We start from the raw sequence: 25,318 nt of genomic DNA, 5'->3' as shown, positions 1-25,318 counted from the left end.
AGGCCCTGTCATGCCGCAGACCCGCCGTATCGCCGTTGCCCGTCTCTGGCATGAGGCCAATTCTTTCAACCCGGTCATGACGACACTGGCGGATTTCCGGCAGCGCGAATGGACGAAGGGACCGGAGGCTCTGGCGGCGGCGCGCGGAACGGCAACCGAACTGGGCGGGCTGGTCCGGTTTCTGGAGACGCACCGGCATTGGGATGTCACGGTGTCGCGCTGTACCTCTGCGCCGCCGCTTGGCCCTGTCACGGATGCCGCGTTGGCAGAGATTACGGGCGAAATCCTGTCGGACCTCTCCGGGCAGGCCTGGGACGGTGTCTACCTGTCGCTGCATGGCGCCATGGTTGCCGAGGGCGATCTGTCGCCGGATTACCGGCTCATCTCAGAGGTCCGGCGTGTCATTGGCGACGCCCCGCTTCTGGGGGTCAGTTTCGATCTTCACGCCTGTCTCGATCCGTCCCTGATGCGGTCGGCAGATATCATGTCGGGCTACCATACCTATCCGCATGTGGACATGGATGCGGCGGCGCTGCGGACGCTTCAGGCAATGGAGCGTGCCTTCGAAGGCCAGTACCGGCCGTCGATCCGTCTCAGACAGCTCGATTTCGCGCCCTTGTCACATGGCATGCGGACGGCCTCCGGCCCGATGGCCGATCTGGTCCGTCTGGGCGACGCGACCCGTAGGGCCGAAGATTTGGAGGATGTGACCCTGTTTGGCGGGTTCACCTATGCCGACACACCCAACACCCGTGCGATCGTGACCGTGACACATCGGCCAGACCGCGATCCGCTGCCGGCGCTGGACCGGATGTCGGCTGAGTACAGCGCGCGGCGACGAGATTTCCAGATCGATCTGCCGGGGGCAGAGGCCGGGGTCGCCCGGGCTTTGGATCTGGTCGGCGAGGGGGCGCGATGGCCGGTGACACTGGTGGACACGGCGGACAACCCGTTATCCGGCGGGATCGGCGATACCACGGCGCTGCTGCGGGAATTGGTTGCCCGAGGGGCCGATCTGCCGGTTCTGTTCTGTTTCTTTTTCGACCCCGATCTGGTGGAGGCGGCGCATCGGTCCGGTGTCGGTCAGAGCATCGACTGCCTGCTTGGCGGGCGGATTGCGCCGGAGTTCGGCGCGCCGGTGCCGTTCCGGGGCGTCATCGACCGGCTGACGGACGGGCGGTTCTGCAATCGCGGCCCGTTCGAGTTTGGGCGTGAGGTCAATATGGGGCGGACTGCCGTGCTGCGGTCCGGGGCCTTGCGGGTTGTCATCACGGAGACCTGCCAAAGCGCAAACGATCCGGCCTGGTGCGATCTGCACGGGTTCGATCTGAGCGAGTTCGCCCTTTTCGGCATCAAGGCCAAGAACCATTTCCGCGCCGGTTTTGAACCGATCTGCGGCCCTATCATTGAGGTCGACTGCCCGGGGCTGGCGCCGGCGGATATGTCGCTTCTGCCGTATCGCCACGTGCCGGCGTCGTTTTACGCGCGAGACTGAGGCGGGCGGAGCTGCGCCCGGGCAGGATGGCTGCTCTAAAAGGGGCTCAGGCGGATGTCGCTATCGGTGAGGGCGGTCTCGCGGGCTGCGCGCGGATCTGTTCTGCGATCAGCTCGCACAGCACGACCTTGGCGATGCTTGGCGCGATTTCACCGCGTTCGGGAAGGGGAGAAAGCGGTGTGGCGATCAGCAGCGTTTCACACAGTGGCCGGAGGTCGGCGATCTGCCGGCCGGACACCGCAATACGATAGGCGCCGCGCGCTCCGGCCAGACCCAGCAGGCGCTCTGTCTGAGAGGTCAGCCCGGTCTCGGAAATCGTCATGTAGACGGTTTCCGGGCCGGCACCATGGATGATTTCCTCCGCGATCACGGGATCCTGGATGCCCCTGGCCGCCAGTCCCAGCCGGGAAAACCGGTATGCGAAGAGCTGAGCCACCATCCCAGAGACACCCGCGCCAAAAATGTCGATCGTGCGGGTGCTGCGCAGCCGGTCCGCGACCATTGAGATTTCGTCGGGGTCGGTGCCGTCTATCGTGGCGCGTACGGCCCCTGAAATACGCGAGCCGAGGTCGGTGACGCGCGCCTCTGCGCCGCTGCGATAGGCAATGTCCGAGGCCAGCGAGAGTTTGAATTCGTGGTAGCCGTCAAAGCCGAGCCTGCGGCAGAACCGGGCGATGCTGGCCTCGCCACTGCCGGAAAGTTCGGCCAGTGCGGACATCGACGCGCGCACGGTCGCCTCGGGTTCCTTGAGGATGAAATCGGCAATGCGGGCAAGCGCGTCTGGCAGGTCGCTGCGGCTCGACTCGATCAGGCGCAGGACATCGCGGGCCAGGGGGGCGGGCTGGGACATGGGTAACCTCACTTCTTTCGCGGGCGGACACGGGATCCGCCCCGACAGTTTACACAATCACAAACGATGGCACAGAATCTGTCACCCGGTCACATGGCCGGAAATGCCGCCCCGGTGAGGCGGGCGATGGCCGCGGGCAGGTCCCGGGCGGTTTCTGCGATCGTGCTCGCTCCGGCGGCGATCAGCGCCTCGTCATGTCCGGGGGTAATATGCCCGCCCCCCATGAAGCCGATCGCCCGTGCCCCAGCGGCGACCGCACCGGCAATGCCGGAGACGCTGTCGTCGATGACAAGGCATGCGGCAGCCACCGTTCCCATGCTGCGGGCGGCGAAGTGAAACAGGTCGGGTGCCGGTTTGCCCTGCGCGACGTCCTCGGCGCTGAACACGGACTTACCGAAATAACCCGCCAGCCCGGTATGGCCCAGGCTGATTTCAAGCCGCCTGTGATTGCTGTTCGAGGTGACGCAGACAGGGCCGGTCATCGATCCCAGCACCTGTTCGATGCCCTGCACGGGCTGCAGGGACGTCTGCAGGCGGCGGAACAGATCCGCGTCGGACCGGGACAGGTCTTCCGGCGCCAGGTCAACTCCGAAGGCGGCGCGGATCTCGGCGCGGGCACTGTCCTGGCTTTTGCCGGTGAACAGGCGGCTGGCCTCTTGCCAGGACATGGCGATCCCGTGGGTCGCTAGCAGATCGGCCATGCACTGCGCCGCGAGGGGTTCGCTGTCCACAAGAACCCCGTCGCAGTCGAAACAGATCAGCGGTGGAATTGCCGTCATGCGTTACCGTGCCAGCCCAAGCTCGGCGAGGTAGTCTGCCGACGGCCGAATGCCGCTTTTGTCGCGCAGTTCCATGATCAGGCGTGGGGCAGAGGACAGGCGTTCCAGCGCGGCAAAGACCGCGTGCCAGTTGACCGTGCCCTTGCCGATGGCCCAGTGCCGGTCGGCATAGCCGTCGGCATCCTGCAGGTGCACGTGATGCAGAAGATTGCCCGCGCGGTGTACGTAATAATCCACGGGCGGCGCGCCGGTGGAGCCATGGGCATAATGGGCATGGCCGGTGTCGATCGAGACCTGAACGGCGGGGCTGTCGAAACTGCGTGCCAGGTCGCAGCGCGCATCCGGGTCCTTGTCCTCGATATTTTCGAGAACCATCTGCACGTTCAGATCTTCGGCGCGTGCTATGACGGGGTCCAGCGTTTCATGCACAAGGTCGATCCGGTTTTGCCGCGCGTCCGGCAACATGTCGAGATTGTTGTAGCACCAGGTGGTATAGGGGCTGTGAATGACCATCTGCGTCGCGCCGAGCGCCTCGCAGATCGCCAGGCCCTGCTCCATCCGGCGTGTGACCAGCGCGCGCATATCGGGGTCGGGATTGGCGAGGGAGAGGCCCCAGAACGGCCCGTGAATGCCGAGCCGTCCGGTATATCCGTCCAGCAGCGCCCGGGCCCTGTCGACCAGCGGCTGCCAGTCGCCGTTGAGCACCTCTGCCTTGATGAAATCCTGAAGTTCGAGATCGCGCTGATCCGCGATCAGCCAGTCCCGGTGCGTCTCTAGCGTGTCGAGCGGCATGGCCGCGCCAAGTAGGGGGAGGGTGGTCATAGGGGCTCCGTCTGATCTGGCCCGACACGGCGGTTGGGCGAAGTGGGCGCCGGCGTGGAAATCCTGCGCGCTGCCCTCCGGCTAGGATGCGTTTGTGACAGGTTGATTACAAAACTTCACCTTTCTGTGGAAAACTGGAGTGATACTCCACATTTCGCGGAACGTTTATCAAAGCGTCGTCCGGTTGTCACATCCGCAGGGTCTCAACACCGGCAATGGGGCAGCGCGCTATCCGCGATGCCTCTTGCAGTTTCACATGGCCAACACGTCGCGGCCGATATCCAGGAGACAGAGAGATGATCCGACTTAATCGACGTCACGCCCTTGGCCTGATGGGGGCCACTGCCGGTGGCCTTATGCTGCCGTCCTATGTCCGGGCACAGGGCGCGCGCCCTTCGGTCACCGTTGCGGTGCAGAAGATCACCAACAACAACACGCTCGACCCGTGGAACGAACAGTCCAACGTCGGCGAGCGGGTGCTTTACCCCAACCTCTGGGAAGGTCTGATCCTGCGTGACTGGATGGGCAACCAGGGACCCGTTCCGGGCCTCGCGACCGAATGGAAGCGGATCGACGACCGCACTATCGAGCTGAAGCTGCGCGAGGGCGTCAAGTTCCATAACGGGGATGAGATGACCGCTGAAGACGTGGCGTTTTCCTTCTCCAAGGAGCGGCTGTTCGGCGATACCGAACCGGCCGGTGGGAAGACCGTTTTCGCCGAGGATTTCAAACCCGAGACGGCCAAGGACATTCCGGCCAACGTGCCGGGCATCGCGCGCCGCAAGCTGCCCTCGCTTGCCGGGGTCGAGATCGTCGACAAGTACACTGTGCGCTTCCACAATGCGACGCCCGATGTCACGCTGGAAGGCCGTCTTTACGCCGGTGGCCCGCAGATCCTGAACCGCCGTGCCTGGGACGAGGCCGCGACCTATGCCGACTGGGCGGGCAAGCCCGTCACCACCGGCCCGTATTATGTCGATGACTTCCGCCCCGACGTGTCGCTGACCCTGCGCGCGTTTGACGATTACTGGGGTGGCCGTCCGCCGCTGGATACCATCACCTTTGTCGAAGTGCCCGAGGTGGCCAGTCGTGTGAACGGCCTGCTGTCGGGCGAATATGATTTCGCCTGCGACCTGCCGCCGGATCAGATCGGGTCGGTCACCGGAACCGCCGGGTTCGAGGTTCAGAACTCGACCATCTGGAACCACCGGATTTCCGTCTTCAACACCGAAAACGAAATTCTGGCCGATCCGCTGGTGCGCCGGGCGATGACCCATGCGATCGACCGCGAGGCTATTGTTCAGGCGCTCTGGGGCGGGATGACAAATATCCCGGCCGGTCTGCAGTTCGAAAGCTTCCGCACCTCGGACATGTTCATCGAAGGCTGGGCGGCGCCGGAATATAACCCCGAGCTCGCCAAAGAGCTGCTGACACAGGCAGGCTACAAGGGCGATGCGATCCCCTATCGTCTGCTGAACAACTACTACACCAACCAGACCTCCAACGGTCAGATCATGGTTGAGATGTGGAAGCAGGTCGGCCTGAACGTCGAAATCGAGATGAAGGAAAACTGGGGTCAGATCCATGATCCGGCCGGTGTGAAAGGTGTCCGCGACTGGTCTGCCTCCAACACGATCAACGATCCGATCACGCCGATGGTTGTCCAGTTCGGCCCCAATGGGGAAGTTCAGCAGAAGAAAGACTGGACCAATGCAGAGCTGAACGAGCTGTCGCTGGTGATGGAGACATCGACCGATCGCGCCAAGCGCAAGCAGGCCATCGCCCGGATGCTGGAAATCGCCGAACGCGAAGATCCGGCTTATCAAGTGCTGCACCAGAACGCGGTGTTCACCGGCATGCGCTCGGACCTTGGCTGGAAGGCCGCGCCGGCCTTCGCGATGGACTTCCGGGCAGCGAACTGGCCGTCGTCGAACGGCTGATCTGACCGACGAGATTGTCCCCGGCACCAGCCCGGTGCCGGGGGCTTTCGCATGGTCTGACCATGCGACCGCGCAAGGAAACTCCAATGCCGAAAGGACAGGGTATGACCAATCTGGTCGAGATCCGCGATCTGCAGGTCGCCTTTGACGGTGTCTCCGTCCTGCATGGCATCGATCTGGATGTCGCTCCGGGTGAGGCGCTGGGGCTGGTCGGCGAATCCGGCTGCGGGAAATCCGTGACCTGGCTTGCCGCGCTTGGGCTTCTGCCAGCCAAGGCGCGGGTGTCCGGCCATGTCGCCCTGGGGGAGGTGACCCTGACCGGCGCGCCGCGGATGACGCTGGAATCTGTCCGGGGCGGACGGATCGCGATGATCTTTCAGGACCCGTCCTCCTCTCTGAACCCGGTGCTGCGGGTTGGCAAACAGCTGTGCGAGGCGCTGCGCCTGCACCGGGGGCTGACCGGCGTGGCCGCCCGGACCGAGGCGCTGCGCCTGATGGACATGGTCGGCATTCCCGACGCCAAAGGCCGGTTCAACCTTTACCCGCATGAGTTTTCCGGCGGCCAGTGCCAGCGCGTCATGATCGCCATGGCTCTGGCAGGCGAGCCGGACCTGCTGATTGCGGATGAGCCGACCACCGCGCTGGATGCGACCATTCAGGCGCAGATCCTCGATCTGCTGTCGCGGCTGCGGCGTGAGATGAATATGGGGCTGGTCTTTATCAGCCATGATCTTGGCGCCGTGGCGCAGGTCTGTGAACGGGTCTGTGTCATGTATGCGGGCCGCATAGTCGAAGAGGGGCCGGTGGCACAATTGTTCGACACGCCGCGGCATCCTTACACGCGGGGGCTCTTCGATGCGCTGCCCCGGATGAACGGGCCGCGCGTGGCGCTGACACCCATTGCCGGCACGGTGCCCGATCCGCGCAGCCTGCCCGAGGGATGCGCCTTCGCGCCGCGCTGCGCCCAGGCCCAGCCTTTCTGCCAGACGAGCCGGCCCGCGCTTTACCGGCAGCGGGACGGGCGTCACCTGGCATGCGCCTATCCGCTGCCCGAAGCCATGGACGCTCCGGCCGCGGCCCCTGGTAAAGCCAAAGAAGGAGCCGGCGCATGACCGCCCTTCTGGAAGCCCGCGATCTGGTCCGCGTCTATGAAGGGCGCAAGAAGCTCTTCGGTGCGCCCGTGCCCGTCCGTGCGGTCGATGGCATCAGCCTGCGCGTGAACCAGGGCGAAGTCCTGGGTATCGTGGGGGAAAGCGGGTCGGGGAAATCGACGCTGGGGCGGATGCTTCTCGGGGTCGATCCGTCGCAGGGCGGAGAGGTTCGCTATCGCGGAGAGCCCTTGCCGCCTTTTGGGACGCCGCAATGGCGCAGTCTGCGGGCCCGGATGCAGATGATCTATCAGGATCCTCTCGCCGCGCTGGACCGGCGCCTGACCATTGCCGATCAGATCAGGGAACCGCTGGAGATCCACCAGATCGGCGCCGAAGCCGACCGCAGGGCCCGCGTGGCTGAGCTGATGCGATCCGTCGGCCTGCGCCCCGATCAGGCGGGGCGCTATCCACATGAGCTGTCGGGCGGTCAGCGGCAGCGGGTCGTGATCGCCCGTGCGCTGGCCACGGAACCCGATCTGCTGGTCTGCGACGAACCCGTGTCGGCACTGGATGTGTCCATTCAGGCGCAGGTGGTGAACCTGCTGCGGGAGCTGCAGGGGAAGGGCGCGCTTGGCATGGTGTTCATCAGCCACGACCTGAAGGTCGTGCGCAATCTCTGCGACCGCGTGGCCGTCATGTATCTGGGGCGGGTGGTCGAAGAGGGGCCCTCCGAACAGCTGTTCGCCGAACCGCGCCATCCCTATACGCAGGCGCTCATCTCGTCGGTGCCGGAACCGGGGCGGGCGCTCGACAGCCGGGTGATCCTTCAGGGCGAGCCGCCGAACCCGGCGCGCCGCCCCTCCGGCTGTGCCTTTCATCCGCGCTGTTCTCTGGCGTCAGAGATCTGCCGCGCGGATGTTCCGCAACTGGATCAGGTCGGGCCCGGACAGATGGCGGCCTGCCACCATGTCGACACCGCCAGATTCGATGCCGCGTAAGGAGCCGTCATGATCCGCTTTGTCATCATCCGAATGTTCCGCGCGCTGATCACCGTTCTGGGCGTGATGACCTTTGCCTTTGTCGTGCTGCGCATGTCCGGCGACCCGGCCGAGGTCCTGCTGGGCCCTGATGTGCCGCAGTCCGTTATTGACGCGTTTCGCGCGGAATGGGGGCTGGATGCGCCGCTCTGGCAGCAGTACCTGAGCTATCTCAGAGCGATTTTTACCGGGGATTTCGGGGTCTCCATGCGGGACCGGTCCCCGGCGCTTGAACTGGTGCTGGAACGCATTCCCGCTACGCTGATGCTCACGATACCGGCGCTGATCCTGCAGCTGGGGCTGGGTATTCCGGCGGGTATCTATGCTGCGCTTCACCGCGACAGCATGGTGGACCGGGGGGTGATCTTTCTGGCCATCCTCGGGTTTACCATGCCGTCCTTTGTTCTGGGGCTGGTGCTGGTGCTGATCTTTGCCGTGACGCTGGGGATGCTGCCCTCCGGCGGCATGGGAACCTGGCAGCATGCCATCCTGCCGGCGGTGACCATTTCCATCGGCGGCATCGGTGTGCTGGCGCGCTTTTCGCGATCGGCGATGATCGAGGTGCTGGGCCAGCCCTATATCCGCACGGCCTCGGCTAAGGGGGTGACCTGGGGCAATGTGATCCGGGGCCATGCGTTGCCGAATGCCGCCGTGCCGATCGTCACCATCGTAGGCTTCATGGTCGGGTCGCTGATCGCGGGTGCTGTGGTGGTCGAAACGATCTTCTCCTGGCCGGGGATCGGGCGGTTGCTGATCGTGTCGGTGTCCAACCGGGATCTGGCGGTCGTGCAATGCATCCTGCTGCTGATCGCGGCCGCCATGGTCGTGTCAAACCTGATCGTCGACCTGCTGTATGGCTGGCTGGACCCCCGCCTGCGCGCCACCGCCGCCCATTGACAGGAGCGCCCTGATGACCCTCGCCACCCCCGCTGATACCACCCGCAACCCGCGCCGGATGAAACTGCCGCCGCTGGCGGTTCTCTTCGGCCTGACCTGGCTGGGGCTGATGGTCCTGACGGCGGTGTTTGCGGATCTGCTCCGGCCTTACGACATCACGCGGATGGACCTGATGGCGCGGCTGTCGCCTCCGGGCACGCCGGGGCACTGGCTGGGTACGGATGAGCTGGGCCGGGATGTGCTGGCGCGGCTGATCCAGTCCATCCGCGTCTCGCTGGTGATTGCCTTTGGCGCGACGCTGATTTCGGCGGTCTTTGGCACGACGCTGGGGTTCCTCGCGGCGCAGTTTCGCGGTCTGGTCGAACATTTCGTGGTCATGCTGGCCGATTTTCAGGCGGCGCTGCCGTTCCTCATTATGTCACTGGCTGTGCTGGCCTTTTTCGGGTCGTCCATGGTGCTGCTTGTCTGTCTCATGGGGTTTTACGGGTGGGAACGTTACGCGCGTATTGCCCGCGGGCTGGCCATTTCCGCCGGGGCGCAGGGCTATGCCGCTGCGGTTGTGCAGCTCGGGGCGACACCACGCAGAGTGTATATGAAACACATCCTGCCGAATGTGGCCTCGACCCTTATCGTGTCCATGACGCTGACCTTTCCAGAAATCATCCTGATGGAATCGGGCCTGTCGTTTCTGGGGCTGGGGGTGCAGCCGCCCGATACCAGCCTGGGCAATATGGTCGGGTTCGGCCGCGAATACCTCACGACGGCGCCCTGGATCATGCTCGGTCCGGCCGTGGTGATCATGCTGACCACCCTGTCGATATCGCTGGTCGGGGACTGGCTGCGCGACAAGCTCGATCCGACAATACGCTGAAGGAGAAGATCATGACCGCGATCACCGGACACAGGGGGGCGGGCGGCCTCCATCCTGAAAACTCTCTGACCGGCTTTCGCAGGGCGGCGGAGCTTGGGTGCGACGCGATCGAATTCGATGTGCATCCGACACGGTCCGGCGCGCTTCTGGTCATCCATGATGCGACGCTGGAGCGGACAACCTCCGGCCGGGGCGCGGTAACGGATCTGGATGCAGAGGCACAGCGAGATGTGCGGCTGAAGGGCAGTTCGGAGCCCATACCGACGCTGGATCAGGTTCTGGAGACGCTCGCGCCCTGTCCGGCCAAACTGCATGTCGAGATCAAGGCGGATGCGCAGGGTGACCGGTATCCCGGCGTCGTCGGCGCTGTCACCGAGCGCCTGCAGGCGCATGGGCTGGCGTCGCGCGCGGTCCTGACCTCCTTTGACCCGGAGGTGCTGGAGGAGGCTCGCGCGCAGCAGTCTGATATCGGGCGGTTGATCTCGGCCAATGAGGCCTGGATCGAACGCCACGGCGGGCTTGATGCGTTTTTCCGGCGGGTGGAGGGGCTGGCCGATCTGGTGGCGCTGCATCACGGCGTTCTGGGGCCGTCGTTCGACCGGGTGACCTCACGCTGGCCGATTGACAGGCTCTGTGTCTGGACGGTCAATGAGGCCGATGCGATTGCCGGCTGGCTTGATCGCGGTATCGGGCATCTGACTTCGGATCGGCCGGACCTTGCGCTGGCGCTGCGCGAGGCGCGGGCGCCCTTGGCAACGGCCGGGGCAGGCGATGGCGGGCAGGGCAGCCGCTGAGGGCTGGCCCGCGCCGATCAGGCAGCGGGCGCTTTGAGGGAAGCCAGACAGCCGACAAGTGCGGCGTGATCGGCATCGACCATCTGCACGGGCACGCCGTTCAGACTGTCGTAGGGCCGATAGGGGCGTGCCAGCGTTTCGACAAAGACCTGCCGGGCCGGTCCATCCAGAACGGCACGGGCAACGCCCCCGTAGATCGAGACGCCGGCCATCGGCATGAATGCGGTTGTGACGGTGCGGGTCATTTCGGCCATGGCGCGGGCGAAAACCTCTGGTGCGGCGGGGCCGAGACGGGCCTGCAGCCGGGCTAGGCCGCGGCCGGAAAAGAGGTCCTCTGATGTTTCGATGTCACCCGCCAAGTCAGGGGCATGGGCCGATATGCACGCGTGCACCGGAAGTGGAATGGCGGACTGGCCCATCTCCATGGACAGAACGACGGGGCCGGCGCGGCTGGTGCAGCCGGGGGCCACGTTGAAACCGGTCCCGAAGTTCAGAAGAACCCATTGTCCTCCGGGCTGCGCGACGCCCTTGTGCAGCACGGTCGTATCCGAGGCAGACAGATCGGGGACGGACCGTCCTAGCGCCACCAGATCGTTCATGACCTCGACCCGGCCGCCGTTGCATCGGTCGCGCAGCGTCGCGGCAGCGATCGTCCAGTCCCGGTTTGTCATGCGGATGTCGGTGCCGGTCAGCGGTCCTGCCGCAGAGAGCGCGATGGCAGACACCGGGCCCGCCTGGGACAGATAATGGTTGAGGGCATCGTCGAATGCAGCAAAGTCGTCATTGGGCAGGCGGAGCATGCTGTCGGTGTCGATCCGGCCATCGCGGACAAGGGCAAAGCGGGCGTTTGTGCCGCCGATATCTCCGACGAGCCAGGTCTCGGTCATGTCCGGTCTCCTTTTTTTCGGCGAGCATAGACGAAGGTCCGGAATTGAAAATGCCCTCGCGATACTTCCCGGCCGCGCCGGATCGCGATAGGGACAGAAAAAACGGAGACCCACATGACGCCAGAGGCCCGGATTGCCGCCGCCGCCGAAATCCTCGACAGGTTTCTTGCCGGGGAAGCGGCCGAAAAGGCGCTGACCGGTTGGGCCCGGAACAGCCGGTTTGCCGGCTCCAAGGACCGTGCAGCCATCCGCGACCACGTTTTCGACGCAATCCGCTGCCGGCGCAGTCTGGCCGCGCTTGGCGGGGCCGAGACCGGGCGCGGGCTTATGCTGGGGCAGCTGATATCGCAGGGCGCGGATGCCAGTGCCGTATTCACGGGGCAGGGTCATGCACCCGCTGTGCTGACCCCGCAGGAGTCCCGGCACATTGCGGCAACGACTGCCACCGATCTGGAGGACCTGCCCGACCCTGTCCGCTACGATATGCCGGACTGGCTCTGGCCGCTCTGGTGCGCGTCGCTGGGAGATCAGGCGCGGCCCGTGGCGGCGGAGCTTCGGCATCGGGCCGGCACGCATCTCAGGGTCAACCTGCAGCGGGCGGACCGCGCCGAGGCTCAGGCTCAGCTGTCGCGCGAAGGGGTGGAGACCCGGCCCAACCCGATTTGCGACACGGCCCTGAGTGTCGTTTCGGGGGCCCGCAAGGTTGCGGGGACGGAGAGCTACCGGTCGGGGCTGGTCGAGCTACAGGATGCCGCCAGTCAGGCACTGGCCGCGGCGGTCGATGTGCCGGAAGGTGGCCGCGTTCTGGATTATTGCGCTGGCGGCGGGGGCAAATCGCTGGCCATGGCGGCCCGCATTTCGGCCAATTACTGGGCGCATGATGCCAATCCGGGCCGGTTGAAAGACGTCCCGGCCCGGGCTGCACGGGCCGGGGTGACAGTGCATCTGACATCCTCGCCCCAGGGGCCTTTCGACACGGTTCTGTGCGACGTGCCATGTTCGGGCAGCGGATCCTGGCGCCGGGCTACCGAAGGGAAATGGCGACTGACGTCTGAGGAGCTGGGCGCGCTGACGGCGTTGCAATCCGACATTCTGGACCGGGCAGCTGACCTGGTCGCTCCGGGGGGCAGTCTGGCCTATGCCACCTGTTCGGTGCTGACGGCAGAGAATGACGATCAGCTGGCTGCGTTTCTGAAGCGTCGACCGGGCTGGACGATGACAGGCACAACATCCTGGCTACCCGGACCGGATTGCGACGGGTTCTATCTGGCCCAGCTCCGCCGTCCTGTCTGATCAGGCAGAGGACCGGTGTCCGGCCGTCACGGCCTGTCCTGCCAATTGAGGTGCGGAAATCGGGCAGGATGTGTATGATGCACTGCAAAGCCTGTGACGCGAGGCCGGCAGGCCTCTTCCGGGGGGAGCCCGGTGACGTCGCGGGGGCGCCGACGTTTTGGCAATGTCGACGGATGCACGCGGGGGCGACAAAAGCGACCGGGCCAAGGCAAGGTTAAGAAGACGAGGTTATGAAGGCGAGGTTAACCAGTGCTTAACCAATTCAGGGCATCCTGAGATCGGTTGATGAGGAGAAGAATGTCAAACGTTCAGGCACTGGCGGGCCTCACGGGCATGGATCGCGGCCTCCGGGTCGGAGAGGGTCTGCCGTATGAGATCGGCCTGCCGGCGCATCGACATGCGACGCGGTTCTTCATCGTTTCGATTGGTCTTCTGGTACTTGCATTGATCCTGTTGCTGTCTGGCGCGGCGCGGCCTGTGGCGATTTCGTCTTTTGCGGCGGGCGTCACTCTTCTGGCCGGCGCCGTGGCGATCCGCTGGCGCCGGCGGAGGCGGAGCCGGGGTGCCATGCCGGTTGAGCCCCTTGCAAAGACCCCGGCGGAGGCCGCCCTGCTGGACGCGCTGCCCTATGCCGCAATGGTGAGCGATGTGTGTCTGACACGGATGCTGACGAATGCCGCTTCGCGTGACCTTCTGGGGCTTGGCTCTGCAGAGAGCGGCGGATTGCCGGAAATGCTGCGGACGGTCATGCTGACGGCACTGGAAACGGCCGGCAAGGGGGCGCCGGCCAGCTGCATTCTGGACCTGCCGGGACAGGCCGTCAGCGCCCGCGCCGGGCCGGTCGAGGATGGGCGCTATCTGTGGAGTTTCACGCCGGTTGCCGATGACATGTCGCCCAAAACGGGGGCGGAGCATGGCGACTGGGACCGCTTCGAAAACCTTCCGGTCCCGTTGCTCCGGCTCAATGCCGACGGATATCTTCAGAAAGCCAATGCCCGGGCTGTCGCAATGATCGGGCCGGCCTGCCGCGCGGGCGTTCATCTGGGGGAGCTGACAGAAGGGCTGGGCCGGCCGATCAGCGACTGGCTTGATGAGGCCGCCTCCGGCTACCGGCTGGGCAGCCCCGAATTCCTGCGCGTCACCTCTTCTGAACGGGAGACCTTTGTCCAGATTACGCTGGAGCTTATGCAGGAAGGCGAGGATGTGTCGCTGCTGGCCGTTCTTCACGACGCGACGGAGCTGAAAACACTCGAGGCGCAATTCGTGCAAAGCCAGAAGATGCATGCGATCGGTCAGTTGGCCGGCGGGGTTGCGCATGATTTCAACAACCTGCTGACCGCGATCTCCGGGCATTGCGATCTGCTTCTGCTGCGCCACGATCAGGGGGATCAGGATTTTGCCGATCTCATGCAGATCACGCAGAACGCCAACCGGGCGGCCGCGCTCGTCAATCAGCTGCTGGCATTCTCGCGAAAGCAGACCCTGCGGCCCGTCGAAATCGACCTGAGGGAGACGGTGTCGGATCTGACCCATCTTCTTAACCGGCTCGTCGGGGAAAAGATCACGCTGAGCTTCAGTCACGATCCGATGCTGAATGCGATCCGGGCCGACAAACGGCAGCTTGAACAGGTTCTGATGAACCTTGTGGTGAATGCGCGCGATGCGATCACCGGCCGGGGCGAGATACGGATCATCACGGAGGGGCTTCGCGTCACGGAAACGCTGCATCGGGACAGGGCAACCCTGCCGCCGGGAGATTACGTGACGGTGAAGGTTGTCGATACCGGATCGGGCATCTCACCGGACAAGATTGCCAAGGTGTTCGAGCCGTTTTTTACTACCAAGCGACTGGGCGAGGGGACGGGGCTGGGCCTGTCCACCGCCTACGGGATCGTCAAACAGAGCGGCGGATATATCTTTGTCGACAGCACGGTGGGGGAGGGCACCAGTTTTACCCTGGTCTTCCGGGCCTATGTCAGGCCGTCGCATATGATCGAACCGGCCCAGCCGATCGCCGATCCGGCCAGCGCGCGGTTCTCCGAAGGTGTGATTCTTCTGGTGGAGGACGAGGCGCCGGTGAGGGCCTTTGCCGCGCGCGCTCTGAAGCTGCGGGGCTATACCGTGCTGGAGGCCGACAGCGGCGAGGCGGCGCTTGATGTCCTGAGCGATCCGGAGCTCAAGGTCGATGTCTTCGTGACCGACGTGGTCATGCCGGGCCTCGACGGTCCCAGCTGGGTGCAGCGCGCGCTGAAAAGCCGTCCGGGCGTGCAGGTCATCTTCGTCTCCGGCTATGCCGAGGATCATTTTGGCGACCACAAGATGCAGGTTCCGCACTGTATGTTCCTGCCCAAACCATTTTCACTGAGCGAGCTTACCCGCGCAGTCCAGGATGCTCAGGCCGGCGTTTCAGCCGATGCTCTGCCATAGATCAAATTCCGCGCTGTATTTGCGTCGAAGTTTCTGCTCGGTGTCGGCAGACAGGGTCAGCGGCAGGGTGGGAGAGACGTTCTCGCGGTTCAGCGTGATCTTGGTGGCGAGCCTGTCTTCCAGAAACCGGTGCAGCCCGGCGGGGTCTTCGTAGCGGAAGTAGCGCGTCACACAGGTGCCGTTTCCCGCGGGCTCCACGAATTTCGCCTGGCTTCCGACATTGGCATAGCCGGGCTGATCGCCGCGGCAGTATCCGTCGACAAATTCGTCGAAACTGACATCGAAGGTGTTATTCGGACGATCCCGCATGAAGGGGCGCCGCCGGTAGCGATACCACGATCCCAGCCAGTCGATCGGCTCCCGGATCACAGCCAGCACCTCCAGATCCTCGCTGATGAATTTCTCCAGCATCGGACGAAAGAACCTGTTGTAGCGAAATACCGGGGCGTGTTTCAGCTCAGGCGGGTCCGAAACCACCATATCCGCCAGCGGAGCCAGCGCCGTCTGCCAGGCGGTTGTCCCGGTTTTGGGAACGGAGAGGAAGACCAGCCGCGCCTTCGCAAATACAAGCATATGGGACCTTTCGCACTGCCGCCGGTCGTAAACTACTTCTTAATCCGACTCGGAAACAGTGGGGCCACGAAAGATTTTAGTTGAAATGTTCTCTTTTTGATCTCATCTTGGAACAAGAGGCGAACACCGGGCGGCGATTGCTGCCTGTCATCGGGTATGAAATAAGGGGCTCATCACAATGGCAACAGCAGATCTTCTCTCCATGGACAGAAAGCGCGACGAAAATAAGCAAAAGGCGCTGGACAGCGCGCTGGCGCAGATCGAACGCCAGTTTGGCAAGGGTTCGATCATGAAACTGGGCGGCAAAGACGCCATCCAGCAGATCGAAGCAACCTCCACCGGTTCGCTCGGGCTCGATATCGCGCTCGGGATCGGCGGGCTGCCCAAGGGCCGGATCATCGAAATCTATGGCCCGGAGTCGTCGGGCAAAACGACGCTGACGCTGCATTGCGTTGCGGAAGAACAGAAAAAGGGCGGCGTCTGCGCCTTTGTCGACGCGGAACATGCGCTGGACCCGCAATATGCGCGCAAACTTGGCGTCGACCTGGATGAACTGCTGATTTCACAGCCCGATACCGGCGAACAGGCGCTGGAGATTACCGATACGCTGGTACGCTCCGGTGCCGTGTCTATGGTCATCGTCGACTCCGTGGCGGCGCTTACACCTAAGTCCGAACTAGAGGGCGATATGGGCGACAGTTCCGTCGGCGTTCACGCCCGGCTGATGTCCCAGGCGATGCGGAAGCTGACCGGCTCCATCGCGCGATCGAACTGCATGGTGATCTTCATCAACCAGATCCGGATGAAGATCGGCGTGATGTTCGGTTCGCCCGAAACGACAACCGGCGGCAATGCGCTGAAATTCTATTCCTCTGTTCGGCTGGATATCCGCCGCATCGGTGGGATCAAGGAAAAGGACGAGGTCGTCGGCAATCAGACCCGCGTTAAAGTCGTGAAAAACAAGGTGGCCCCGCCGTTCAAACAGGTCGAGTTTGACATCATGTATGGCGAAGGCATCTCCAAGATGGGCGAGCTGCTGGATCTTGGTGTCAAAGCCGGCGTGGTTGAGAAATCCGGCTCCTGGTACTCCTATGGCGATGATCGTATCGGACAGGGTCGGGAAAACGCCAAGGCGTTCCTCAAGGAAAATGACGACGTCGCATGGGAAATTGAAGACAAGATCCGCGCCTCCCACGGTTTGGATTTCGGTGCCAGCGACGAAGAGGCGCCAGACGACGTCTTGGACGCCTGAGGCTTCGGATCGCCCGGTGCAGGGCTGGGCTCCGGGTACGTTTACTTATTTCATCTGACTAGACTCTGAAGAAGTCCGGGGCGGTGCCCCGGGCTTTGGCTTCAATCAGACGCGGCTGGTCGCAGGGCAGCGCATTTGCCTTTACCGCATGGCGCACACGGTTTATTCCCGGCCCAACCGGAAATCCGACCGAAAGACCGCCGACCATGACTGGCCTTGCCGACATCCGCTCGACCTTCCTGAATTATTTCAACAAGCAGGGGCATGAGATCGTGCCGTCCAGCCCGCTTGTTCCGCGCAACGACCCGACCCTGATGTTTGCGAACTCCGGTATGGTGCAGTTCAAGAACCTCTTCACGGGCGTCGAAACCCGCGATTACACCCGCGCCACCACGGCGCAGAAATGCGTGCGGGCGGGCGGCAAGCACAATGACCTCGACAATGTCGGCTATACCGCGCGGCACCATACGTTCTTTGAAATGCTGGGGAATTTCTCCTTCGGGGATTATTTCAAATCCGACGCCATTCCCTTTGCCTGGGAACTCGTGACCAAGGAATTCGGCATCCCCAAGGACCGGCTGCTGGTCACGGTTTATCAATCGGATGATGAGGCGGCGGAGATCTGGAAAAAGGTTGCCGGGATCAGCGATGACCGGATCATCCGCATCGGCGACAAGCCGGACGGGGGCAGTGACAACTTCTGGCAGATGGGCCCGACCGGGCCCTGTGGCCCCTGCACCGAGATCTTCTTCGACCATGGGGAGAAATTCTGGGGTGGCCCTCCGGGCTCTCCCGAAGAAGACGGCGACCGGTTCATCGAGATCTGGAACCTCGTCTTCATGCAGTTCGAACAGTTCGAGGACGGCTCGCGTCGCGATCTGGAAGCGCAGTCGATCGATACCGGCATGGGGATCGAACGGGTGGCCGCGCTGCTGCAGGGCACCAACGACAATTATGCGACCGACCTGATGCGGGCGCTGATCGAGGCGTCGGCCAACCAGACTTCCACCGATCCTGACGGGCCGGGCAAGACGCATCACCGGGTGATCGCCGACCACCTGCGCTCGACCTCCTTCCTGATTGCCGACGGGGTGATGCCGTCGAATGATGGTCGTGGCTATGTTCTGCGCCGGATCATGCGCCGCGCCATGCGTCATGCGCATCTGCTGGGCGCCAAGGATCCGCTGATGTACCGGCTGGTGCCGGAGCTGGTGCGCCAGATGGGCGAGGCCTATCCGGAGCTGCGCGCCGCCCAGCCGCTGATCACGGAGACGCTGAAGCTGGAGGAGACGCGGTTCCAGCAGACGCTCGATCGTGGGCTTAAGCTGCTGGATGACGAGCTGGAGCATCTGGCGGAGGGCGCGGCCCTGCCGGGGGCTGCGGCCTTCAAGCTTTATGATACCTACGGCTTCCCGCTCGACCTCACGCAGGATGCGCTGCGGGAGAAGGGGCGCACCGTCGATACCGACGGCTTCGACAGCGCCATGGCAGAACAGAAGGCCAAGGCGCGTGCCGCCTGGGCCGGGACGGGGGAGAGCGCCGATCTCGCCGTCTGGTTTGACATTGCCGATCAGCATGGCGGCACCGATTTCCTGGGCTACGATACGGAAATCGCGGAAGGTCAGATCCTCGCCCTCATCAAGGATGGGGCCGAGGTGACGGAGCTGAAGACAGGCGAGAACGGCTGGATCGTCACCAACCAGACGCCGTTTTACGGCGAGTCCGGCGGTCAGGTCGGCGATACCGGCTGGCTGCGGCGGCTGGAGGACGAAGATCAGGTCGCGACGGTCACCGACACCCAGAAGATGGGCGGCGGCAAGGTCTTTGCACATAATGTCACGGTCGAAGGCGGGACGTTCAAATCTGGCGATGCGCTGGCGCTGGAGGTCGATCACGACCGCCGCGCGACGATCCGCGCGAACCATTCCGCCACCCACCTGCTGCACGAGGCGCTGCGGGAGGCGCTTGGCGATCACGTCGCGCAGCGCGGCTCGCTTAATGCGCCGGAGCGGCTGCGGTTCGATTTCAGCCATTCGCAGGCCATGACCGCAGAGCAGATCGCGCAGGTTGAGCGGGAAGTGAATGCCTTTATCCGCCAGAATACGCCGGTCGAGACGCGGATCATGACGCCGGACGATGCGCGGGCGCTCGGGGCGCAGGCGCTCTTTGGCGAGAAATATGGCGACGAGGTGCGCGTCGTGTCGATGGGCCGGAAGGACACCGGCAAGGGACAGGACGGCAAAACCTGGTCGATCGAGCTTTGCGGGGGCACCCATGTGTTCCGCACCGGCGATATCGGTGCCTTTGCCCTGACGTCTGAGACGGCGTCGTCGGCCGGGGTGCGCCGGATCGAGGCGCTGACCGGGCAGGCGGCGCTGGCCGAACTGCGCGGTCGCGATGTGGCGCTGAGTCAGATCGAGGGCATGCTGAAGGCCGTGGGCGATGAGGCCGTCACCCGCGTGAAGGCGCTGATGGACGAACGCCGGGCGCTGCAGAACGAGGTCGCGCAGCTGCGCCGCGACCTCGCCATGTCGGGCGGGGCCGGGCAGGGCGCGGCGCCTGAGGCGCGGGAGATCAACGGCGTGAAATTCCTGGCGCAGGCCGTGTCGGGCGTGTCGGGCAAGGACCTGCCGGCGCTGATTGACCAGTTCAAGGCGCAGATCGGATCGGGCGCGGTGCTGCTGATCGCCGATACCGGCGGCAAGGCGGCCGTGGCGGCCGGTGTGACGGATGATCTGACCGATCGGGTTTCGGCCGTCGATCTGGTGCGGGCGGCCGTGCCGGAGCTGGGCGGCAAGGGCGGCGGTGGCCGTCCGGACATGGCGCAGGGCGGGGGGGCGGATGCCTCCAACGCCCCGGCCGCAATCAAGGCCGCCGAGGCCGTATTGGAAGGATAAGACATGCCAGCGCTCTGGATCGCCCACGTCACCGTCACCGACCCCGACAGCTATGCCAAATATGCGGAGCTGGCGGGGCCTGCCATCGCCAAACACGGCGGCAGCTTCATCGCGCGCGGCGGCAAGTTCGTGCAGCTTGAGGGGAAGGAGCGTCCGCGCAATGTGGTCGCGCGCTTCCCTTCGGTCGAGGCGGCGGTGGAGTGCTACAACTCGCCGGAATATCAGGCGGCGCTCGATCATGCGCGGGGCGCGTCGGAGCGGGAGCTGATGGTGGTCGAAACCTCCGAGTGAGGGGGGCTGGCCATTGGCGTTGACCACTGAGCGAGGAGCCGGGTGCGTACTTCTGTTAAAATTTGAGTATTTATGGAAAGATGAAGGGGGCGGTTGTGCCCCCTTCTTTAGTATGGGTTCTTCGGGCTGCGGTCGGCTGAGAGCGTTTGCTGGCGTCGCTGGACGAGCAGTTCGATTGCGTCGGCCAGGTGGATTTCGGCGATATTGTAGTCGCCGCGGTCGACCCGGATGCGATGCGCCTCGATCATGACATCGGCATGGGTGCAGCCGACGGGCGGTTCGAACCTGTAGCAGGCAAGCTCGATCAGCAGGCCCATCGGGTCTTTGAAATAGATCGAGTCCATGAAGCCGCGATCCTTGACGCCGGAATTGCCGATGCCGCGTTCCCGCAGCCTTTCGACTGCCTGGGAGAAGGTCGCATGCGAGACATTGAAGGCAATGTGATGGACGCAGCCCGGTTCCGTCGGGGTTCGGCGCGGGTTCGGCGTACGGTTTTCATTGGTGAAGATGGTGATCAGGCGTCCGTCGCCCGGATCGAAATACAGGTGCCCCTCGTCCGGGTCATCGAGATTGGGCTGGTCGAAAATGAAGGGCATGCCCAGCACGCCTTCCCAGAAGTCGATCGAGGTCTGTCGGTCGGCGCCGGTCAGTGTGATATGGTGCACGCCCTGGGTCTGAAGTTTGCGCATCGGATCCTCCTTGGTTGGCCAACAGATAGGGAACCGGGCGGATTTTGCCACGGATTTGGCTGTGCATCAGCGCGGAGGATCTGTTCGCCGGGCCTCAGGACAGGAGGGCGGCGAGGGCCACGAGGGCAATGCCAATGAGCGAGACGAGGTAGGCATAGCTGCGGATCTTCGGCACGCCGCGGGCGTAGAGCGGGAGGTAGGCCGCGCGGGTGAGCAGGTAGAGCAGGCCGCCCGAGGTGGCGAGCGCGCCACCTGACCCGCGGATCATGACCGCCAGCATGAGCGCGGCAAAGAAGGGCCAAGTTTCCATGTAATTCGCCTGGGCGCGTTTCAGGCGGCCGACAACCGGGGGCAGATCCGGGGCATCGCCGTCGCGGGGGCCCGCGTTCCAGTCGGCGCCGCGTTCCTTCGTCTCGGCGCCGATAGCCGCGAAGATATGGACAAATCCCAGCAGTATCGACAGCAGGAGGAGGGTGAGGGCCATGGCGCATCCTTTCGTTTCCCCGATTGTGGGGCAGGGCGGGTCCGGCGTCGAGGGGGGCGGCGCGATTGCGGACTGGAACTGTGCCGTATCGCGGGGTATCAGGGCGCCGGATCATGAGGGACCGTCCATGAACGATCAGATCAAGCCGCAGCCCGGTATCCTGGAGATCGCCCCCTATGTCGGTGGGGCGAGCCATGTTGCGGGTGTGAGCGATGCCGTCAAACTGTCGTCGAACGAAAACCCCTATGGCGCAGGGGAAGCCGCGCGGGAGGCCTATGCCCGCGCCGCCCATGATCTGCATCGCTATCCCTCGACCGATCATGCCGCGCTGCGGGCGGCGATCGGGGCGCAGTACAAGCTTGATCCGGAGCGGATCATCTGTGGTGTCGGGTCGGACGAGATCCTGAACCTGCTGGCCCAGTGCTATGCCGGGCCGGGGCAGGAGGTGGTCTATACGGAGCATGGCTTCACGCTCTACCCGATCCTGGCGCAGTCCGTGGGGGCGACGCCCGTGAAGGTGAAGGAGCGGGAGCGGGTCGTGGATGTCGATGCGATCCTGGCCGCCTGCAACGAGACAACCGCGCTGGTCTATCTGGCCAATCCGAACAATCCCACCGGCACGATGATCGGCGGCAATGAGATCGCGCGTCTGGCGCAGAGCCTGCCGCCGCAGGCGATCCTCGTACTGGACGGGGCCTATGCCGAATATGTCGAGGGGTACGATGGCGGCGCCAAGCTGGTGGAGCGGTCCGAAAATGTTGTGATGACGCGGACGTTTTCCAAGATCTACGGGCTGGGCGGGCTGCGGATCGGCTGGGGTTACGGCCCGGCGGCGATCATCGAGGTGCTGAACCGGGTGCGCCAGCCCTTCAACTTGTCCAACACGCAGCTGGCTGTGGCCGAGGCGGCGGTGAAGGATCAGGCGCATGTGGTCAAGAGCCGGGAGAACAACACCCGTCTCAGGGCCTGGCTGGCAGAGGCGCTGGCGGAACATGGCGTGCCTTCCGACACTTCCTGCGCCAATTTCATTCTGGCGCGGTTTTCCGACAAGGCGGAGGCGGAGGCCTGCGATGCCTATCTGAAATCGCAGGGTCTGATCGTGCGGCTGGTGGGCAGCTACGGCCTGCCGCACAGCCTGCGGATCACGGTGGGGGACGAATCCTCCTGCCGCCGGGTGGCGCATGCGATCGGGCAGTTCAAAGGTGGCGCGCGATGAGCCAGGTCTACGGGCGGGTGGCGCTGATCGGCCTGGGGCTGATCGCATCATCGATGTACTGGTCGATCAAACGTGGCGGCCTTGCGGGTGAGGTCACGGGTTTTGCACGGTCCGAGGCAACGCGGGAGACGGCGCGCCGGATCGGTCTGTGTGACCGGGTCTGCGACAGCGTGGCCGAGGCCGTGGAGGGCGCGGACCTCGTCGTGCTCTGCGTGCCCGTGGGCGCGATGGGGCCGGTCGCGGAGGAGATGGCGCTCCATCTGAAGGCAGGCGCAACCGTCTCTGACGTGGGATCGGTGAAGAAGGCGGTGATCGAAGCCGTTGCGCCGCATATCCCCGAAGGTGTGCATTTCATCCCCGCCCACCCGCTGGCCGGGACAGAGCATTCCGGTCCTGAAAGCGGCTTTGCAGAGCTTTTCGACAATCGCTGGTGCCTTTTGGTGCCGGTGGAAGGGGCCGACCCGGCAGCGGTCGCGCAGTTGCGCGCCTTCTGGGAGGGGATTGGGTCCAATGTGGAGGAAATGGATGCGGATCACCATGATCTGGTGCTGGCCGTGACCTCGCATACCCCGCATCTGATCGCCTATACGATGGTCGGCGTGGCCGATGATCTGCGGCGGGTGACGGATGGAGAGGTCATCAAATATTCCGCCGCCGGTTTCCGGGATTTTACCCGGATCGCGGCCTCCGATCCGACGATGTGGCGCGATGTCTTCCTGACGAACAAGGAAGCGACGCTGGAGATCCTCGGGCGGTTCACGGAGGAGCTCTTTGCGTTGCAGCGGGCGATCCGCACGGGCGACGGCGATCTGTTGCACGACTATTTCACCCGCACGCGGGCGATCCGCCGGGGCATCATTCAGGCCGGGCAGGACACGGCGGCGCCGGACTTCGGGCGCGGAAAGTCGGTCAAGTGAGACGGGCGCTGGCCGGTGCGGCACTGCTGCTGCTGGCCGTGCCGGTTCTGGCCGAGGTGCCCCGGTCTTCGCTGCGGCCTGTTGCCCGCGATCAGCTGGCGCGGGGTGTCATTGCACAGCCTGAAACCAAGCCGCGCCCGCCGGACCGGCCGGAAACCCTTGGTGTGACGCGCGAGGTGGAGGGCAAGAAATTCCGCCTGTTCGGCGCATTGCGTCCGAAATCGCGGACGCCTCAGATCGAAGAGCAGGGGCGTAAAAACGCCGCCGCACGCAAGCGCGGGGCGGTCTGCGGGGATCTGGATATTCAGGGCGTGGCGATCGGTGTCGTCGGCGGTCCGGGGGCCTGCGGCGTCTCAGATGCGGTGCGGGTCTCTTCGGTAGAGGGGGTGGCGCTGTCGACCCATGCGGTGATGGATTGTACGACCGCAAAGGCGCTGAAACGGTGGATCGACGGCGGGATGAAGCCTGCTATCGATGGCCGGGGCGGCGGCGTGGTCACGATCCGCGTGGCGGCGCATTATGCCTGCCGCAACCGGAACAACCAGAAGGGCGCGAAACTGTCGGAACATGCCAAGGGCAGGGCGATCGATATCTCTGGCTTCACCCTGCGCGACGGTACGACGATCACTGTCCTCGATGGCTGGGGCCGGAAATCCGACGGCCGGGCGCTGCGACAGATGCATCGTGCGGCCTGCGGCCCCTTCGGCACCGTGCTGGGGCCGGAGGCGAACCGGTTTCACCGCGACCATTTCCATTTCGATACGGCGCGGTACAGATCCGGCAGCTACTGCCGTTAACGCAGGCGGAATACGGGCGCAGCGGCAATCGGGAAAACCCCGAAATAGATCCCGCCGTTGCGCAGCGTCAGATCGGCATCCAGCGTGTCCTGACGCCCCTTGGAGGCCGCGACCGCGCCGAGAACACTGCGCAGGGTGCCGGATGTGCCTGCGGTGATCCAGCCGGCCGTTTCGGCCATTGTCAGAAGCTGCTCCCAATTGGTGAGTTTGACCGAGACATCGCCGGTCGCGACACCCTGCGGGTCGATATCGAGCGCGCCGTTCATCCGCAGCTCTGTCCCGGCCCAGGTCAGGCGCTGATCGGTCAGGGTGATCTGCTGCGGCTGCGGGCGGGCCACGTCCAATGCGGTGATGTCCCAGGGGCGGTCGAAGGTGACCGTGGCATCCAGCGTCAGCAGACCCGAAGGGGGTGGCCCCGACTGCTCCGTGGTGAAAAGGGCGACAAGTGAGGCGGGCAGGCGGACGCCCTGCGCCTCGACCCCGTAACGATAGGTGGTCTGAGCCTGACGTTCCGCCGCCAGGTGCAGCTCTGTGATCTCGGCCTGTTCCGCGCCGGAGAGTTTCAGCGCATGGCCTTCGACAACGGCGCGTTCCAGTTCCGGCACCGTGACCTGCGACAGGCGGAGGGAGGCGCGCAGAACATCGCTGGTCACATCGTATTTGCCATAGGGCGTGGCCACGGTCATCTCATGCGGGCCGACGGCAATCAGGTGGTAGGGCTGATAGGCCAGCGCGAGGATCTGGAAGATCGGCAAGTCCCAGGCGAGCCCGGTGTCCGGATCGGCCAGGCTTAGCCCCTGCCAGGTGGCATCGAACCGGTTGGGATAGCCGCGCAGGGCAAAATCGTCATATTCGGCGACCCAGCCTTCGGCCCGGCGCTGTTCAAACCAGAGGGTGAAGGTATTGCGGGCCTGCGAGGCGCCATAGACCCACCAGCCGGACCAGAGCAGCGCCGCACCGATCACGATGAAAAACAGTCGTTTCACGCTTGTCCCTTTTCCCCGGCGCCTCTCCCGTGT

General features: G+C 64.4%; 23 protein-coding genes. 15 read left to right on the top strand and 8 right to left on the bottom strand.

From position 1 onward, the window contains the following. Positions 1-10: 10 nt before the first annotated feature. On the top strand, positions 11-1,495 hold the full coding sequence (locus ACRARG_RS07950; protein WP_432689454.1) for a M81 family metallopeptidase: 1,485 nt from the start codon (positions 11-13) through the stop codon (positions 1,493-1,495). Between the two features lie 46 nt (positions 1,496-1,541). On the opposite strand, the gene ACRARG_RS07945 is transcribed toward ACRARG_RS07950, so the two are convergent. From ACRARG_RS07945 to ACRARG_RS07935, 3 genes are all read right to left on the bottom strand, one after another. Then, positions 1,542-2,345 (bottom strand): MurR/RpiR family transcriptional regulator, encoded by an 804-nt coding sequence (locus tag ACRARG_RS07945; RefSeq protein ID WP_432689452.1) that lies wholly within the window; start codon positions 2,343-2,345, stop codon positions 1,542-1,544. 89 nt (positions 2,346-2,434) lie between these two features. Then, positions 2,435-3,124, bottom strand: coding sequence for an HAD family hydrolase (locus ACRARG_RS07940; RefSeq protein ID WP_432689451.1), 690 nt, complete (start codon positions 3,122-3,124; stop codon positions 2,435-2,437). A gap of 3 nt (positions 3,125-3,127) precedes the next feature. Further along, on the bottom strand, positions 3,128-3,946 hold the full coding sequence (locus ACRARG_RS07935) for a sugar phosphate isomerase/epimerase family protein (protein WP_432689450.1): 819 nt from the start codon (positions 3,944-3,946) through the stop codon (positions 3,128-3,130). 296 nt (positions 3,947-4,242) lie between these two features. Between ACRARG_RS07935 and ACRARG_RS07930 the strand changes: the two genes are divergently transcribed. The 6 genes from ACRARG_RS07930 (at position 4,243) to ACRARG_RS07905 (ending at position 10,576) form a co-directional block, all read left to right on the top strand. Further along, positions 4,243-5,886: an ABC transporter substrate-binding protein gene (locus ACRARG_RS07930; RefSeq protein ID WP_432689449.1), complete on the top strand. Its 1,644-nt coding sequence runs from the start codon at positions 4,243-4,245 to the stop codon at positions 5,884-5,886. Positions 5,887-5,972: 86 nt separating this feature from the next. After that, a complete protein-coding gene (locus tag ACRARG_RS07925) occupies positions 5,973-6,998 on the top strand; it encodes an ABC transporter ATP-binding protein (protein WP_432689448.1) in 1,026 nt (341 codons plus the stop codon). Next, the gene (locus ACRARG_RS07920) at positions 6,995-7,975 is read left to right on the top strand and encodes an ABC transporter ATP-binding protein (RefSeq protein WP_432689447.1); all 981 of its coding nucleotides are present in this window, start codon (positions 6,995-6,997) and stop codon (positions 7,973-7,975) included. Before ACRARG_RS07925 ends, ACRARG_RS07920 begins: the two co-directional genes overlap by 4 nt. Before the next feature lie 9 nt (positions 7,976-7,984). Next, positions 7,985-8,911, top strand: coding sequence for an ABC transporter permease (locus ACRARG_RS07915; RefSeq protein ID WP_432689446.1), 927 nt, complete (start codon positions 7,985-7,987; stop codon positions 8,909-8,911). Between the two features lie 13 nt (positions 8,912-8,924). Then, a complete protein-coding gene (locus ACRARG_RS07910) occupies positions 8,925-9,782 on the top strand; it encodes an ABC transporter permease (protein WP_432689445.1) in 858 nt (285 codons plus the stop codon). A gap of 11 nt (positions 9,783-9,793) precedes the next feature. Further along, positions 9,794-10,576, top strand: coding sequence for a glycerophosphodiester phosphodiesterase family protein (locus ACRARG_RS07905; RefSeq protein WP_432689444.1), 783 nt, complete (start codon positions 9,794-9,796; stop codon positions 10,574-10,576). Positions 10,577-10,593: 17 nt separating this feature from the next. On the opposite strand, the gene ACRARG_RS07900 is transcribed toward ACRARG_RS07905, so the two are convergent. Next, positions 10,594-11,463, bottom strand: coding sequence for a glucokinase (locus ACRARG_RS07900; protein ID WP_432689443.1), 870 nt, complete (start codon positions 11,461-11,463; stop codon positions 10,594-10,596). A gap of 114 nt (positions 11,464-11,577) precedes the next feature. Here ACRARG_RS07900 and ACRARG_RS07895 point away from each other — a divergent pair, with 114 nt between their 5' ends. Together ACRARG_RS07895 and ACRARG_RS07890 are read left to right on the top strand one after the other, a co-directional pair. Beyond that, the gene (locus ACRARG_RS07895; RefSeq protein WP_432689442.1) at positions 11,578-12,756 is read left to right on the top strand and encodes an RsmB/NOP family class I SAM-dependent RNA methyltransferase; all 1,179 of its coding nucleotides are present in this window, start codon (positions 11,578-11,580) and stop codon (positions 12,754-12,756) included. A 297-nt stretch (positions 12,757-13,053) separates the two neighbouring features. Then, positions 13,054-15,183 carry an ATP-binding protein gene (locus ACRARG_RS07890; RefSeq protein ID WP_432689441.1) on the top strand — a complete coding sequence of 710 codons (2,130 nt, stop codon included), beginning with the start codon at positions 13,054-13,056 and terminating at the stop codon, positions 15,181-15,183. On the opposite strand, the gene ACRARG_RS07885 is transcribed toward ACRARG_RS07890, so the two are convergent. Further along, complete coding sequence (locus ACRARG_RS07885) at positions 15,163-15,756, bottom strand: sulfotransferase family 2 domain-containing protein (RefSeq protein ID WP_432689440.1); 594 nt, start codon at positions 15,754-15,756, stop codon at positions 15,163-15,165. The genes ACRARG_RS07890 and ACRARG_RS07885 overlap by 21 nt on opposite strands. Before the next feature lie 178 nt (positions 15,757-15,934). Here ACRARG_RS07885 and recA point away from each other — a divergent pair, with 178 nt between their 5' ends. The 3 genes from recA (at position 15,935) to ACRARG_RS07870 (ending at position 20,196) form a co-directional block, all read left to right on the top strand. After that, positions 15,935-17,008 carry a recombinase RecA gene (recA, locus tag ACRARG_RS07880; protein WP_432689439.1) on the top strand — a complete coding sequence of 358 codons (1,074 nt, stop codon included), beginning with the start codon at positions 15,935-15,937 and terminating at the stop codon, positions 17,006-17,008. A gap of 206 nt (positions 17,009-17,214) precedes the next feature. Further along, entirely contained in the window at positions 17,215-19,905 is a 2,691-nt protein-coding gene (gene alaS, locus ACRARG_RS07875; protein ID WP_432689438.1) for an alanine--tRNA ligase, read from the top strand. Between the two features lie 3 nt (positions 19,906-19,908). Then, complete coding sequence (locus ACRARG_RS07870) at positions 19,909-20,196, top strand: DUF1330 domain-containing protein (protein WP_432689437.1); 288 nt, start codon at positions 19,909-19,911, stop codon at positions 20,194-20,196. A 107-nt stretch (positions 20,197-20,303) separates the two neighbouring features. Here the strand turns inward: ACRARG_RS07870 and ACRARG_RS07865 are convergent, their stop codons facing one another. Continuing rightward, positions 20,304-20,885, bottom strand: coding sequence for a VOC family protein (locus ACRARG_RS07865; RefSeq protein WP_432689436.1), 582 nt, complete (start codon positions 20,883-20,885; stop codon positions 20,304-20,306). 94 nt (positions 20,886-20,979) lie between these two features. Next, positions 20,980-21,369: an MAPEG family protein gene (locus tag ACRARG_RS07860; protein WP_432689435.1), complete on the bottom strand. Its 390-nt coding sequence runs from the start codon at positions 21,367-21,369 to the stop codon at positions 20,980-20,982. 127 nt (positions 21,370-21,496) lie between these two features. Between ACRARG_RS07860 and hisC the strand changes: the two genes are divergently transcribed. From hisC to ACRARG_RS07845, 3 genes are read left to right on the top strand one after another with little or no spacing between them, the layout of a single operon-like run. Then, a complete protein-coding gene (gene hisC / locus ACRARG_RS07855) occupies positions 21,497-22,585 on the top strand; it encodes a histidinol-phosphate transaminase (RefSeq protein ID WP_432691334.1) in 1,089 nt (362 codons plus the stop codon). Further along, entirely contained in the window at positions 22,582-23,502 is a 921-nt protein-coding gene (locus tag ACRARG_RS07850; protein WP_432689434.1) for a prephenate/arogenate dehydrogenase family protein, read from the top strand. Before hisC ends, ACRARG_RS07850 begins: the two co-directional genes overlap by 4 nt. Next, positions 23,499-24,299 carry an extensin-like domain-containing protein gene (locus ACRARG_RS07845; protein WP_432689433.1) on the top strand — a complete coding sequence of 267 codons (801 nt, stop codon included), beginning with the start codon at positions 23,499-23,501 and terminating at the stop codon, positions 24,297-24,299. The genes ACRARG_RS07850 and ACRARG_RS07845 overlap by 4 nt, the downstream gene beginning before the upstream one ends. Here ACRARG_RS07845 and ACRARG_RS07840 read toward each other — a convergent pair. Beyond that, positions 24,296-25,285, bottom strand: a complete 990-nt coding sequence (locus ACRARG_RS07840; protein WP_432689432.1) for a DUF2125 domain-containing protein — start codon at positions 25,283-25,285, stop codon at positions 24,296-24,298. The two genes, ACRARG_RS07845 and ACRARG_RS07840, sit on opposite strands and share 4 nt — an antisense overlap. Positions 25,286-25,318: the final 33 nt, after the last annotated feature.

Source organism: Pseudooceanicola profundi, assembly GCF_050897955.1.
Lineage (GTDB): Bacteria > Pseudomonadota > Alphaproteobacteria > Rhodobacterales > Rhodobacteraceae > Pseudooceanicola.
The sequence above is the reverse complement of the archived record's forward strand: the minus strand, read 5'-3'. Positions and strand labels throughout refer to the sequence as shown.